The sequence below is a fragment of the Terracoccus luteus genome, assembly GCF_003635045.1.
GTDB lineage: Bacteria > Actinomycetota > Actinomycetes > Actinomycetales > Dermatophilaceae > Terracoccus > Terracoccus luteus.
In genome coordinates this window covers 2,413,712-2,427,069 of record NZ_RBXT01000001.1, presented here as the reverse complement: position 1 = coordinate 2,427,069, position 13,358 = coordinate 2,413,712, and the positions used below count along the sequence as shown (strand labels likewise).

11 protein-coding genes are annotated in these 13,358 nt (G+C 68.7%); 7 read left to right on the top strand and 4 right to left on the bottom strand.

Features of this window, described 5'->3' with window-relative positions:
- Positions 1 to 411: 411 nt before the first annotated feature.
- Positions 412 to 1,473 (top strand): hypothetical protein, encoded by a 1,062-nt coding sequence (locus tag DFJ68_RS11020; protein WP_147431566.1) that lies wholly within the window; start codon positions 412 to 414, stop codon positions 1,471 to 1,473.
- A 762-nt stretch (positions 1,474 to 2,235) separates the two neighbouring features.
- Here the strand turns inward: DFJ68_RS11020 and DFJ68_RS11015 are convergent.
- The 3 genes from DFJ68_RS11015 to DFJ68_RS11005 all read right to left on the bottom strand — a co-directional run bounded on the left by DFJ68_RS11015 (position 2,236) and on the right by DFJ68_RS11005 (position 3,940).
- A complete protein-coding gene (locus DFJ68_RS11015; protein WP_147431565.1) occupies positions 2,236 to 2,787 on the bottom strand; it encodes a hypothetical protein in 552 nt (183 codons plus the stop codon).
- 265 nt (positions 2,788 to 3,052) lie between these two features.
- A complete protein-coding gene (locus DFJ68_RS11010) occupies positions 3,053 to 3,274 on the bottom strand; it encodes a hypothetical protein (RefSeq protein WP_121033173.1) in 222 nt (73 codons plus the stop codon).
- 168 nt (positions 3,275 to 3,442) lie between these two features.
- Complete coding sequence (locus DFJ68_RS11005) at positions 3,443 to 3,940, bottom strand: Lrp/AsnC family transcriptional regulator (protein WP_211333341.1); 498 nt, start codon at positions 3,938 to 3,940, stop codon at positions 3,443 to 3,445.
- Between the two features lie 244 nt (positions 3,941 to 4,184).
- Between DFJ68_RS11005 and DFJ68_RS11000 the strand changes: the two genes are divergently transcribed.
- From DFJ68_RS11000 to tuf, 6 genes are all read left to right on the top strand, one after another.
- Positions 4,185 to 6,932 (top strand): M14 family zinc carboxypeptidase, encoded by a 2,748-nt coding sequence (locus DFJ68_RS11000; protein WP_121033171.1) that lies wholly within the window; start codon positions 4,185 to 4,187, stop codon positions 6,930 to 6,932.
- 91 nt (positions 6,933 to 7,023) lie between these two features.
- The gene (locus tag DFJ68_RS10995; protein WP_121033169.1) at positions 7,024 to 7,521 is read left to right on the top strand and encodes a hypothetical protein; all 498 of its coding nucleotides are present in this window, start codon (positions 7,024 to 7,026) and stop codon (positions 7,519 to 7,521) included.
- A gap of 413 nt (positions 7,522 to 7,934) precedes the next feature.
- The gene (rpsL, locus tag DFJ68_RS10990) at positions 7,935 to 8,309 is read left to right on the top strand and encodes a 30S ribosomal protein S12 (RefSeq protein WP_121033167.1); all 375 of its coding nucleotides are present in this window, start codon (positions 7,935 to 7,937) and stop codon (positions 8,307 to 8,309) included.
- Between the two features lies 1 nt (position 8,310).
- The gene (rpsG, locus tag DFJ68_RS10985; protein ID WP_121033165.1) at positions 8,311 to 8,781 is read left to right on the top strand and encodes a 30S ribosomal protein S7; all 471 of its coding nucleotides are present in this window, start codon (positions 8,311 to 8,313) and stop codon (positions 8,779 to 8,781) included.
- A 94-nt stretch (positions 8,782 to 8,875) separates the two neighbouring features.
- The gene (gene fusA, locus DFJ68_RS10980) at positions 8,876 to 10,993 is read left to right on the top strand and encodes an elongation factor G (protein ID WP_121033163.1); all 2,118 of its coding nucleotides are present in this window, start codon (positions 8,876 to 8,878) and stop codon (positions 10,991 to 10,993) included.
- A gap of 104 nt (positions 10,994 to 11,097) precedes the next feature.
- Positions 11,098 to 12,294: an elongation factor Tu gene (gene tuf, locus DFJ68_RS10975; RefSeq protein WP_121033161.1), complete on the top strand. Its 1,197-nt coding sequence runs from the start codon at positions 11,098 to 11,100 to the stop codon at positions 12,292 to 12,294.
- A gap of 124 nt (positions 12,295 to 12,418) precedes the next feature.
- Here tuf and DFJ68_RS10970 read toward each other — a convergent pair whose 3' ends face one another.
- Positions 12,419 to 13,249, bottom strand: a complete 831-nt coding sequence (locus DFJ68_RS10970) for a class I SAM-dependent methyltransferase (protein WP_121033159.1) — start codon at positions 13,247 to 13,249, stop codon at positions 12,419 to 12,421.
- Positions 13,250 to 13,358 lie beyond the last annotated feature (109 nt).

Below are 13,358 nucleotides of genomic sequence, written 5' to 3'. Positions count from 1 at the left end.
GGATAGCGGATCAGTTTCTGTGTCTTGCGCTGTCGATAGGGAGTCGGCGACGTGGGGAGGCTGGAAAGGGTCGTCGCGGTTCGCATTTGTACTCATGAAAGCTCGATTCTTTGCGTTGAAGGGTTGGGAAATCAGGAGGCCTGCTAGCAGGCACCCCGTCTTGCTGAGCGGACCGATAGGGAGGGAGCCCCTGGGGGAGGGGGTACGGGAGGGGTTGCTCGACGCGGTCCTGGCGAAGGGGGAGGCTGCGGCGTTACCGGCCGACACGATGTGCGGGTTGGGTCACCCTCCTATCGATGTCGTGCATGATCTTGAACAGAGAGAACGTCGGAATGGGCGGACGAGATGACTACGGAACACAGCGGCTCAGGACGCGGCGCCCCCAAGGACTGGCCGCGGCAGGCCTTGGGTGTGACGAGCAAGGACTGGCAACGCGAGTTGTTTCAGATCCGGCTGGTGCCGGACTGGCAGCGTCAGTTGTTCCAGAAGCCGCTGGTGCCGGACTGGCAGCGTCAGTTGTTCCAGAAGCCGCTGGTGCCGGACTGGCAGCGTCAGTTGTTCCAGAAGCCGCTGGTGCCGGACTGGCAGCGTCAGTTGTTCCAGAAGCCGCTGGTGCCGGACTGGCAGCGTCAGTTGTTCCAGAAGCCGCTGGTGCCGGACTGGCAGCGTCAGTTGTTCCAGAAGCCGCTGGTGCCGGACTGGCAGCGTCAGTTGTTCCAGAAGCCGCTGGTGCCGGACTGGCAGCGTCAGTTGTTCCAGAAGCCGCTGGTGCCGGACTGGCAGCGTCAGTTGTTCCAGAAGCCGCTGGTGCCGGACTGGCAGCGTCAGTTGTTCCAGAAGCCGCTGGTGCCGGACTGGCAGCGTCAGTTGTTCCAGAAGCCGCTGGTGCCGGACTGGCAGCGACAGTTGTTCCAGAAGCCGCTGGTGCCGGACTGGCAGCGACAGTTGTTCCAGAAGCCGCTGGTGCCGGACTGGCAGCGACAGTTGTTCCAGAAGCCGCTGGTGCCGGACTGGCAGCGCGACATGTTCAGTGGCGCGACCCCTCGCTTCGCCGCGGGGCTCGACGAGCGGGCCATTGCGCGAGGCGCGGCTGACCTCTACGCAGACATCGCCAATGCGGCGCTTGCTCTCTCCGGGGCCTACCCCCGAGTTGCTCCAGCATCGCTTGTGCGCGGGCTCGTCGAGCTCGCAAGGAATCCCATCACCCCTGAGCAGACCGAGGGCGCTGCTTTCTTCAAGACCGATCCCGCTGAGGTAAATCGGCAGCGCCTGGCCCTGCAAATCTGGGTGGCGGTGATGATGGTGCTTGGATCTGCGCAGATCTACTTGACTGACCCCGAGTTGTACGCGCTGGCTTCGAATCTTCTTGATGTCCTTGGCCTGCTGGCAATCCTTAAGCATCCGTTGGCATCAAGGGTCCTTGATGGTATTGCCGGGCCAAAGACCAAGCGACAGAAGAAGACCCCTGAGTAGTCGGCCCTGCTCGGGGGAGTCGCTCAAATGGCCTTCGATTGCCGGGTGGTTTCGGTGTTGTGGGGTGCCATTGTGTGCGCGTAGCGGCTTCGCATCAGGGTTGCGTCGGCGACGTGAGCGTAACGGCGTCGGAGGAAGGCGCGGTCTGAGTAGGGCGCATACCGCGGAGCGAAGGGATCGTCGTAGTTGGAGCGTCGGCGATACGTGCGGGACATGAGTTGGGTTCCTTTGTGTAGGGGTTCGGCGCCCGCGTCGACGGAGACGCGGCGCGGGGAGTGAACGAGGAGAAGGCGGAGTTACGGGGCGCTGATGCCGCGCGGGCTCGTCCGGCCGCGGGAGCCTGCGGGCGAGCCCTTCGGAGGATGGGTCAGGTGCCCATGGCTTCGCGGGCCACGGCTTCGGCGTCGAACGTGCGGGCGCGGGTGCCGCGGCGTCGTCAGACGCGGGCTTGGCATGGGCGAGCTCGGCCTCGACCTCAGTGAGGAAGTCGGACCACGTCCTCGGCAGGCCGTGCACGCTGGTTACGCGGTCCACAACCTCGGCGATTCCGTTGAGTTGCTCGCTGTGACGGGTTAGGACTGTCGGGTCGTCCTCGACGGCGATGGTCCTGCGGGTGACGGGCGAGCTGCGCTCGACCTCGGCGACGACGCGCTCCGTCCACGTGTACTGGCTCAAGGGGAGGGGCAATCGGCCGGTCTCGGGGCCGAGGACTGCGACGATGGCGGCGCGGACTTCGGCGTCGGATGCGGACGACATCGTCGATCACTTCCCTTCCGCGGTGGCGCGGACGGCGTCGACGGGGACGATCCGGACGTAGGTCGTGAAGGCGTCGACGACCGAGCCAAGGCCCATGGGGTTCAGCCGGTTCCCGAAGTAGGGGTGGGAACCAAGCCCGACGCGCGCCATTGCTTCGACGCTCTGGCGCTCGGTAAGGGCTGCGAGAGCGATGTCGAGGCCGGTCTCGGCGCGGCTCTGAGCGTCGAGGTAGTAGCGGGATGCGGCGCGGACGAGGCTCTGGCGGACGTCGTCTCGGGCGAAGACCTCGTCGGCGGACCGCTCGGCGCGGTCGACGGCGGCGTCGGCTGAGGTGTAGGCCCTCTCTGCGGCTCGGAGGTCGACGAGGGCGCCCGTTCCGGCGAGCGTCTTAAGGTCTGTTCCGCGCTCGTTGGCGAGGTCGTAGGCAGCGTGAAGCAGTTCGCTCTGGCGCTCGCTTGCGGCGAACCGTGCGACGTTAGCGGCATTGACGGCGTCTAGGGCCGCGGCCATGTCAGCGTTGACTCGGAGGACTTCGACGGGGGTGTGGAAGTAGGACATGGTGGGGTGGTGCCTTTCTTGTTGGGTGCGCCCGGTGCGGGCTGGGCGCGTTGTGGGGGCTATGAGGCGTTGAGGGAGCGGGCGGATTCTCAGGCTCTCCACCTTGGGAAACAGACCGGTGAGAATGAGAGAGAGGCCCTGTGCCCCAGAGGGATTCGGCTCGGGCAAGGCGGCTCGGAACGCCCAAAGGGGACGCCCATTCTCAAGTGGTCGTGGAGGGGACGGAGAGGGGGCGCGTCCGAACGTCAGCCTGATACGGGGTCGCTCAGAACGGGCGGGAGGCGTCCGGCTTGGCGGTCGGGATCGGCAGGGTTGGGGAGTACCACAAGGGCAGACCCTGGGCCTCGGCGCGGTCCCGGTCGATGCGGAGCCGGTCGCTGGGGTCCGAGGGCACGGTCTTGACGTGCCGAAGGACTCGGCGCGAGACGAGTTCGGCGACGGCACGATAGGCCGAGGACTGTCCGACCTCGTTGTCGGCACGCGCCACGCGGACTGCCTCGGTGCGGGAGAACGTGAGCCCTGCCTCGCCGAAGGCTCGGTCGAGGTTGGACCACTCCCGACGGGGAGACCGCCGTCGTCACCCTCACCGGCCGGGCCGAGCTGCCGATGACGGGCTGGGCGCTCGAGGGCATCGGCGGGGGAGTGACGATCACCGTCACGAGCCGGGCGCGGGCTCCGCTCCGTTAGCCATAGCAGTGGCCGCCCCACCCACACCGAACACCGGCCGCACCTCGTCGAGCACGACGACCGTCCGCGTCGTCACGACGCCCGGCACCGCGCGGATGTCCTCGAGCACGAGGTCGCGCAGGTGGCTCGTGTCGCGGGTGCGCACCAGCGCCACGACGTCGAAGTCGCCCGAGCAGAGCGCGATGTGTTCGACACCCGGGACCCCCGACAGGTGGTCGGCCACGGCCTGCCACGAGTTCTGCTGGATGCGCATCGACACGTACGCCGTCGTGCCGAGCCCGACCTCCTCGGGCGCGACCTGCGCCGTGAAGCGCTCGATGACGCCGTCGTCGATCAGTCGCCGCACCCGGGCGTAGGCGTTGGCCCGCGACACGTGCACCCGCGCCGCGAGGTCGCGCATCGACACGCGCGCGTCGCCCACGAGCTCGGTCAGGATCTGCCGGTCCACGGCGTCGATGCGCGACACGACGCGCCACCCCCTCGCACCCGTCCCAAGGCCCTCGTCGTCGTCGGGCCCACCTCGACGCTAACCGGCCACCCGGCATCCGGCGAGACGAATGGCCCCCGCGAACCCGGCTGTGCCGCAATCCGTCTCGCATCGCGGCCACCGCACCACTTCGGGTTGCCGCCCCCCGACCCCCTCGCGAGGGTGAGCCTTCTCCGGCCGACCGGCCGGCGCAGTCGCCGTTTCGCCGAACGGAAGGACCCCCGTGCCCACCCCCGAACCACCACCCAGCAGCACCCCGAGCGCCCCCCGCACCTCACGCCGCTCGCTCGCCCGCCGCACGCTCACCATCGCCTCGGCCGTCGCGGTCACCGCCGCGCTCACCCTCGGCACCGGGGGCGCCCCCGGCCAGAGCGGCGGGAACACCACGGCATCCGGCAGCGCCTTCGTCGCGGCCACCGACGCGCCCAAGGTCGACGTGCCCACGCCCGCCGAGTTCTTCGGCTTCGCCATGGGCACCGAGGGCAAGCTGGCCGAGTTCGACCGCATCAAGGCCTACCTCAGCGACCTCGCCACGGCCTCCCCCGAGGTCGACTACGAGGTCGTCGGCACGACGACGGAGGGCGAGGAGTTCCCCGTCGTGCGGCTCGGCAGCGAGGCCAACCTCGCGCGGCTGCCGCAGATCCTCGACATCAACGCCCGCCTCGCCGACCCCGCCCGCATGACGCAGGAGGCGGCGGCCGCCGGCATGTCGCGCGACGACTACGCCCGCGACCTCGCGAAGCAGAGCGTGCCGGTCTACTACATGGAGGCCGGCATCCACTCGACCGAGGTGATGAACACCCAGGCCGTCGTCGACGTCGTGCACCGCTTCGCCACCGAGCGCTCGGACTACACCGAGAAGGTGCTCGGCTCGATGATCGTGCTCGTCGTGCCCTCGCAGAACCCCGACGGCACGAACAAGATCAACAACTACTTCAACGCGACGACGGGCACCGACTTCGCGCGCATCTACCCCGACCTTTACCAGAAGTACGTCGGGCACGACAACAACCGCGACTGGTTCATGTTCACCCAGGCGGAGTCGAAGATCCGCCTCGGCCTCGAGCAGAAGTACCGCCCCGTCGTGCAGCACTACATGCACGGCGCCGGCACGACCAGCCCCCGCATCTGGTCGCCCCCGTGGGACGAGCCGATGAGCCCGGTGCTCGACCCGCTCACCGTCAGCTCGGCCAACGCCATCGGCCAGGAGGCCAACCGCGACCTCATCGCGGGCGGCAAGAAGGGCGCTGCCACCGACGACGCCTACGGCATCATGTGGAACGCCGACGTCATGGGCTACAGCACCTTCCAGGGCACGACGACGTGGCTCACGGAGATCGCCAGCCTCGGCCCGAACCTCTGGCTGAACTACACGGCCGACAGCATCCTGCCGCCGGCCAAGGCGACGCTGCGTGCCCCGCTCGCCTACGACAGCAACACCTGGACGCCCGCGCAGACCGTCGAGTACGCCAAGACCGCCGCGTACTCGGGCCTCGAGACCGTGGCCGGCAACCCGCAGGAGTGGCTGTACCGCAACGCCTACCAGGTCAACGCGAACAGCGAGAGCTACGAGGGCGGCCCGTACGCCTACGTCGTCTCGGCCAACCAGCGTGACCCCTACGCCCTCTACGACATGATGAAGATCTTCGAGACGGGCAAGGTGCGCATCGAGGCCTCGACCGCGGCGTTCACCGCCGATGGAGTGCGCTACCCCAAGGGCAGCTACGTCCTGCGCACCAACCAGCCGCTCGGCCGCTGGGTCGACCAGCTGCTGCGCGTCGACGTCTACCCGGACAACGCGCGCAAGTGCAGCACGTGCCCGCTGATCCTCCCGTACAGCGAGACCACCGACAACCTCGGTCTGCTCATGGGCGTCTCGGTCGCGTCGGTGGAGGACGAGTTCACCGCCCCCACCACCGCGGTCACGCAGATCACGCCCGCCGCCCCCGTCTTCCCGACCGAGGCGCAGGCGGCCGCCGCCTACGTCGTCAGCCCGACGTCGTACGGCCTCGGCAAGGTCATCACGAGGCTCGAGGATGCCGGTGTGCCGATGTACCGCGCGTCGGCGCGGGTCCCCGTGCTCGGCCGTACCCTGCCGCCCGGCGCGCTGCTCGTGCCCGCGAGCGCCGACGGCGCCCGTGCGGCGCTGCAGGCCGCGAGCGCCGAGACCGGGCTGCCGGTCTACGGTCTCGCCGCCGCCCCGCAGGTGCGCGGCATCAAGCTCGAGGCGACGACCCGCGTCGGCCTCGTGCGCGGCGCGAACAACATGCCCGGCGGCTGGCTGCGCTGGATGATGGAGCAGTACGGCGTCGACGTGCAGGTCATCGAGGCCGACGACTACGCCGACCTCGCCGGCCAGTTCGACACCGTCGTGCTCGCCCCCGGCATCTCGGCGACGTCGATCACGACGGGCCTGGACCCGGCGCGCTACCCGGAGGAGTTCCACTGGGCCCGTGGTGTGCCCGACGGCCCGGCGAAGCTCAAGGCGTTCGTCGAGGGCGGCGGCAACCTCGTCGCGCTCGGCAGCTCGTCGCTGACGGCCGCCTCGGCGATGTCGCTGCCGGTCACCAACGTCACGCCGACCGACCGCAACACCTTCACGGCGCCCGGCGCCCTGCTCGCGCAGACGTTCGACACGAAGGTGCCGGCCGCGTGGGGGATGCCGTCGTCGTGGCCGGTGTGGTTCAACAACGACCCGGCGTTCACCGTCACCGGCGACGCGCAGGTGGCCTCGCGCTACCCCGACCAGGACGACCTGCTCGTCAGCGGCTACGCCCGCGGCAGCGAGGCCATCGGGGGAGCGGCGAACATCGCCACCTTCACGGTCGGCAAGGGCCAGGCGACGATCGCCGGCGGCCACATCACCTTCCGCACCTGGCCGCGGGCCGCGTGGACCGTCGTGACGAACGCCGTCTACAACGGCGCCGCCACCCCGGTCACCGCCCGTCAGATGCAGGAGGCCCTGCGCTGACGCGCTGACCCCCTCACAGCGCACGGCGCCGTCCCACCCGTCGCCCACCACCGGTCCCGGTGGTGGGCGGCGGCACGACTAGGGTGAGCGCATGAGCGAGCCCGCGTCCGCCGCCCCCACGGTCATCGTGCTGACGGAGGAGGCCCTCAAGCCCGTCGACGTCGAGCGCATCGTCTCCCTGCACCAGCAGGAGGAGGCGACCTACCGCGTCCTCGTCCCGGCCGACACCGACCGACACGTGCTCTCGAGCTTCCTCGACCACCTCAGCCTCTTCGAGATGCGCGAGGCCCTCGACAGCCTGCGCCCCGTCGACCGGCAGGAGGCGCACGCCGACGCCGAGCAGGCGCTCGCCACGACCCTCGCCGAGTTCGCGTCGCACGACGTCGCCGCCACCGGTGAGATCACCGCGGACGACCCGATGCCGACCCTGCTCGAGGAGGTCGGCCGCCTCGGCGCCCGCGAGGTCGTCGTCGTCACCGAGCCGCACGCCGTCGAGGACACCTTCCACACCGACTGGGCCTCCAAGGCCCGCGAGAAGCTCGGCCTGCCCGTCCTGCACATGTACGCGGGCGACTGGCGCCTCGGCTGAGCCGCACCACCGCCCGTTGCCGCCCTTTGCCGCCCGACGGGCATGGAACGGCATCCTCGTGCGTTGTGCAGGGGGTGACGGCGGTGAAGGCGTGGTCCGGGCCGATCGCGACCCCGGTGGCGGCCCATGACCGATTTGGTGGCCGACAGGCCCGCCGGTACGCTTGAACACTGTGTCTGAGGCACGCCCTCAGTCATGCGCCCACGGCCACCACGGTGCCCTGTCCGACCGCCTCGCGGCAGACGACATCACCGCAGCCGGGGCACACCTCTCGCCGGGCGTCCCGTCCTCACGGACGTGGGAGTGCAGGGGAGAGCACCGGCCGCGACACACCCGACCTCGGGGGTCGCGCCGAACAGCCAAGGAGCCGTCCATCCGGACGACCGACCGACCGCAACACATACGGAGTCAGGTTGCCTACCATCAACCAGCTGGTCCGCAAGGGCCGCCAGGACAAGGCCACGAAGGCCAAGACCCCGGCGCTCAAGGGTTCGCCCCAGCGCCGCGGCGTGTGCACCCGCGTGTACACCACCACCCCCAAGAAGCCGAACTCGGCGCTGCGCAAGGTCGCCCGCGTGCGCCTGTCCAGCGGCATGGAGGTCACGGCCTACATCCCCGGCGTCGGCCACAACCTGCAGGAGCACTCGATCGTGCTCGTGCGTGGCGGTCGTGTGAAGGACCTCCCGGGTGTCCGCTACAAGATCGTCCGCGGCACGCTCGACACGCAGGGCGTGAAGAACCGCAAGCAGGCCCGCAGCCTGTACGGCGCCAAGAAGGAGAAGCGCTGATATGCCTCGTAAGGGACCCGCTCCGAAGCGCGCGCTCGTCGTCGACCCGGTCTACAGCAGCCCGCTGGTCACGCAGCTCGTCAACAAGATCCTGCTCGACGGCAAGAAGTCGATCGCCGAGACCATCGTCTACGGCGCCCTCGAGGGCGTCCGCGCGAAGACCGGCACCGACCCCGTCGCCTCGCTGAAGCGTGCGCTCGACAACGTCAAGCCGGCCATGGAGGTCAAGAGCCGCCGCGTCGGTGGCGCGACCTACCAGGTGCCGATCGAGGTCAAGCCGAACCGCTCGACGACCCTCGCGCTGCGCTGGCTCGTCGGCTACTCGCGGCAGCGTCGCGAGAAGACGATGACCGAGCGCCTCATGAACGAGATCCTCGACGCGAGCAACGGCCTCGGTGCCGCGGTCAAGCGCCGTGAGGACACCCACAAGATGGCCGAGTCGAACAAGGCCTTCGCGCACTACCGCTGGTGACCCCGGCGGTCCGGGACGGATGCCGGTGAGCCCGCTCACCGGCATCCGCCCGGGACCCAGAACACTCCACGACGACTGAGACGAGAAACCTCAAGTGGCACTCGACGTCCTGACGGACCTCAAGAAGGTCCGCAACATCGGCATCATGGCGCACATCGACGCTGGCAAGACCACGGTGACGGAGCGCATCCTCTTCTACACCGGTGTCAACCACAAGATCGGTGAGACCCACGACGGTGCGTCGACGACCGACTGGATGGAGCAGGAGAAGGAGCGCGGCATCACGATCACGTCTGCCGCCGTGACCTCCTTCTGGGAGGGCACCCAGATCAACATCATCGACACCCCCGGGCACGTCGACTTCACGGTCGAGGTGGAGCGCTCGCTGCGCGTCCTCGACGGTGCCGTCGCGGTGTTCGACGGCAAGGAGGGTGTCGAGCCGCAGTCCGAGACGGTGTGGCGCCAGGCCGACAAGTACGACGTGCCGCGCATCTGCTTCGTCAACAAGATGGACAAGCTCGGCGCGGACTTCTACTTCACGGTGCAGACGATCAAGGACCGCCTCGGTGCGGAGCCGCTCGTCATGCAGCTGCCGATCGGTGCCGAGAACGACTTCCTCGGCGTCATCGACCTGCTCTACATGCGTGCCCTCGTGTGGCCCGGCGACGCCAAGGGCGACGTGACCATGGGTGCCAAGTACGAGATCGCCGAGATCCCCGCCGACATGCTGGCCAAGGCCGAGGAGTACCGCACGGCCCTCGTCGAGCGCGTCGCCGAGGCCGACGACGAGCTCATGGAGAAGTACCTCGGTGGCGAGGAGCTCACGACCGACGAGCTCAAGGCGGGTATCCGCAAGCTCACGGTCAACTCCGACCTCTACCCGGTGTTCTGTGGCTCCGCCTTCAAGAACCGCGGCGTGCAGCCGATGCTCGACGCCGTCGTCGACTACCTGCCGAGCCCGCTCGACGTCCCCCCGATGATCGGCCACAAGCCGGGCAACGAGGAGGTCGAGCTGACGCGCAAGCCGAGCAAGGACGAGCCGTTCTCGGCCCTCGCCTTCAAGGTCGCGACGCACCCGTTCTTCGGCACGCTGACCTTCATCCGCGTGTACTCGGGCCACATCAGCTCGGGCACGAGCGTCGTGAACTCGACGAAGGGTCGCAAGGAGCGCATCGGGAAGCTCTTCCAGATGCACGCCAACAAGGAGAACCCGGTCGAGGACGCCATGGCCGGCCACATCTACGCGGCCATCGGCCTCAAGGACACGACGACGGGCGACACGCTGTCGGACGTCAACGAGCAGATCGTGCTCGAGTCGATGACCTTCCCCGACCCCGTCATCCAGGTCGCCATCGAGCCCAAGACGAAGGGCGACCAGGAGAAGCTGGGCACGGCCATCCAGAAGCTCTCGGCCGAGGACCCCACCTTCCAGGTGCACCACGACGAGGACACCGGCCAGACGATCATCGCCGGCATGGGCGAGCTGCACCTCGACATCCTCGTCGACCGCATGAAGCGCGAGTTCAAGGTCGAGGCCAACGTCGGCAAGCCGCAGGTGGCCTACCGCGAGACGATCCGTCGTCCCGTCCTCAAGTACGACTACACCCACAAGAAGCAGACCGGTGGCTCGGGCCAGTTCGCCAAGGTCCAGGTCAGCTTCGAGCCGCTGGGTGAGACCGAGGACGGCTCGATGTACGAGTTCGTCAACGCCGTCACCGGTGGCCGCGTGCCGCGCGAGTACATCCCGTCGGTCGACGCCGGCATCCAGGACGCCATGCAGTACGGCGTGCTGGCCGGCTACCCCCTCGTGGGCATCAAGGCCACGCTCGTCGACGGTGGCTACCACGACGTCGACTCCTCGGAGATGGCGTTCAAGATCGCCGGCTCGATGGTCCTCAAGGAGGCCATCCGCAAGGCCGACCCCGTGCTGCTCGAGCCGATGATGGCCGTCGAGGTCCGTACGCCCGAGGACTACATGGGCGACGTCATCGGTGACATCAACTCCCGCCGTGGCCAGATCCAGGCCATGGAGGACATCAGCGGCGCCAAGGTCGTCAAGGGCCTCGTCCCGCTGTCGGAGATGTTCGGGTACGTCGGCGACTTGCGGTCCAAGACCCAGGGACGCGCCAACTACTCGATGGAGTTCGACTCCTACGCAGAGGTCCCCAAGGCGGTCGCCGAGGAGATCATCAAGAAGACCCGGGGCGAGTGACTGCGGGACATCCCGTAGTCTCTTCCATCGGAATCCACCCACAGCCGCCACGTCCTGCCCTGGTCGTACGGCACCACACACATAAGTCCTGAGGAGGACCCACAGTGGCGAAGGCAAAGTTCGAGCGGACCAAGCCGCACGTCAACATCGGCACCATCGGTCACATCGACCACGGCAAGACGACGCTGACGGCTGCGATTTCCAAGGTTCTGCACGACAAGTACCCCGACCTGAACCCCCAGTTCGCGTTCGAGGACATCGACAAGGCCCCCGAGGAGCGCCAGCGCGGCATCACGATCTCGATCGCTCACATCGAGTACCAGACCGAGGGTCGTCACTACGCGCACGTCGACTGCCCCGGCCACGCCGACTACGTGAAGAACATGATCACCGGTGCGGCCCAGATGGACGGCGCGATCCTCGTGGTTGCCGCCACCGACGGTCCCATGCCGCAGACGAAGGAGCACGTCCTCCTGGCCCGCCAGGTCGGCGTCCCCTACATCGTCGTGGCGCTCAACAAGGCCGACATGGTCGACGACGAGGAGATCCTCGAGCTCGTCGAGATGGAGGTCCGTGAGCTCCTCTCGCAGTACGAGTTCCCCGGTGACGACCTCCCCGTCGTCAAGGTCTCGGCGCTCAAGGCCCTCGAGGGCGACGCCGAGTGGGGCCAGTCGGTCCTCGACCTCATGGACGCCGTCGACACGGCCATCCCGGAGCCCGAGCGCGACATCGACAAGCCGTTCCTCATGCCCGTCGAGGACGTCTTCACGATCACCGGTCGTGGCACCGTCGTGACCGGCCGCATCGAGCGCGGTGTCCTCAAGGTCAACGAGGAGATCGAGATCGTCGGCATCCACACCGGCCCGCCGGCCAAGACGACCGTCACCGGTGTCGAGATGTTCCGCAAGCTGCTCGACGAGGGTCGTGCCGGTGAGAACGTCGGTCTCCTGCTCCGTGGCACGAAGCGCGAGGACGTCGAGCGCGGCCAGGTCATCGTCAAGCCGGGTTCGATCACCCCGCACACGGACTTCGAGGCGCAGGTCTACATCCTGAGCAAGGACGAGGGCGGCCGTCACACGCCGTTCTACGACAACTACCGTCCGCAGTTCTACTTCCGTACGACGGACGTCACGGGTGTCGTGCACCTGCCCGAGGGCACCGAGATGGTCATGCCCGGTGACAACACCGACATGGTCGTCGAGCTGATCCAGCCCATCGCCATGGAGGACGGCCTCAAGTTCGCCATCCGTGAGGGTGGCCGTACGGTCGGCGCCGGTCGCGTCACCAAGATCCTCAAGTGATCTGAGCCGGCCCTCGGGTCGGCACCAGCACCATCGGCAGGGCCCGTTCCGCTTCGGCGGGGCGGGCCCTTCCGCGTGCCCGAGCGGTGGGGCGGTCGCCCGGGCCGGATGCCGGTCGGTCGCCTCAGCGGGACGCCACCGTGTAGCGCACGTCCTGGCCGAGCCGGATCAGGCCGTCCCCGCCGCGCGCCCGCTCGAGCAGCGTGGTGGCCGCGGCGAAGAGCGACTCCCGCTCCGTCTCCGGCACGGCGGCCCACATCGCCCGCTGACCGACGCTCATCGTCCACGCCCGCCACGCGGCGGCGTCCGGCAGTGTGAGCTCCACGCGCTCGAGCCGTGACCGCACGGTGGCGGCGCCACAGCGCACGACGAGGGCCTCGAGGCCGGCGGTGCTCGCGAAGGGGCTGTCCACTCCCGTGGTCCGCGGGTCGAGCAGGGCCGGCGGCAGGTGGGGCGTGAAGAGGTCGTCGACCTCGCTCCAGACGGCGTCGCGCCCACCGAACGTGGTGAGGCCGATGCGTCCTCCCGGCTTCAGCAGCGACACCCACTGCGTCAGCGTGGCGGCGGGGTCGGGGCTGAAGAAGAGCACCAACGAGGCCGTGACGAGGTCGAAGCTCGACGGCGCCAGACCGACGTCGGCGGCATCACCGACGAGCAGGTCGAGGTCGGTCACACCGCTCCGGGAGGCATCCCGACGCAGCAGCTCGACCATGGCGGCCGACAGGTCGACGCCGACCACGCGGCCCCCGGGTGCGACCGCGTCGCACAGTCGGAGGGTCACCGCTCCGCGTCCACAGCCGACGTCGAGGGCCTCTTCGCCGGGCTGCGGCGCCAGCAGCGCGACCAGCCGCCCGGCGATCGGCCGGAAGAACGGCACCCCGCCCTGGTCGTAGACCTCGGCCAGCTGGTCGAAGAGTCGCGCCACACCCGCCTGCCGGTCACCGTCGTCGCCCATGCCTGATGATCCACCCGGACGACGTCGGCCGGGGCGGGATCGCGCGCAGACCGGGGTGGGGGAGAGTGCCCGGGTCGTTTGTTAGGGTCGCCTTACCGGCCGCCTCGGG